This is a genomic window from Proteus sp. fly-1067 (assembly GCF_040139345.1).
Taxonomy (GTDB): domain Bacteria; phylum Pseudomonadota; class Gammaproteobacteria; order Enterobacterales; family Enterobacteriaceae; genus Proteus; species Proteus vulgaris_B.
Window position 1 is genome coordinate 1 of record NZ_JBEEUL010000061.1, and the last position, 865, is coordinate 865.

The following is an 865-nucleotide window of genomic DNA, read 5'->3' on the forward strand; positions in this document are numbered from 1 at the left end:
GTGATTTAAAGGAAATCTCTGCTAATTTTATACCTTCAAGGAACTCGCGTTTTTTTAGCGCCCTAGTTGTTGAATCAAGTTCGTCATTGCTAGTTTTGGACTCAGTACTTTTTTGGGTATGTGATTTAAATTCAACTAATTGATTAAGTGCTGAATGCCAGTATTCACTATTATCGGAATATGGAACTAACCTATTTAATTCCTGACATATTTTGGAGCTACCACTTCTGTTGAATCTCAATAACTCAGCTTTTGCAATTTCCTCTACTAAGTTACTAGCATTTTGAACGCTTGTAACTGAAGCTAGTTTAGCCACAATTTCCTCATCCAAATCATCACAGAAATTGAGCAAAGATGCAGCCTGCGCAGAGCTTAGAGTTCCTTCTGCAATTCCAGTAGACATCAACGCAGGAAGCGTTTCGTTGGCTTGAATTAAATCACAATCTTCCCAATAACCAATAAGGCTGATTGCTTTAGGCATATCCAATATAGCAACAGCAGAAATTGCATCACTCCAAGGAAAATGCTCATAGCCATCAAGAAGAGTACCGTACTCTGTTATTATCGCTGCCATTTGACTTGCTATTTGCTGTGAATCTGTGAGCGAAAAGTGGTTTTTAATATTTTTGGATAACGCTGAAAAAAGAGCCACGTCATGCATAGCATCGACATCAACGTCACTAGCGATATCAACTGCTATTTTAAATACTTCCCTAGCTTCGTCCTTATCCACAAACAGCAATATTCTAGACAAATCCAAAAGAATGCTGATTTTTTCGTTTGCCGCTGTTTTTAGTTCTTTTACTTCAACTGAGGCCTCTAGTTATCAAGGATATTTACGATCGCTCAGTTGAAGTAAAAGAAC

Annotated in this window: 1 protein-coding gene; it reads right to left on the bottom strand. The window is 37.7% G+C overall.

Annotated features, from left to right (window positions below):
* Positions 1–733 (bottom strand): hypothetical protein (locus ABN217_RS19075; RefSeq protein ID WP_349459827.1); only part of this gene is annotated, 733 nt, incomplete at its 3' end.
* Positions 734–865: the final 132 nt, after the last annotated feature.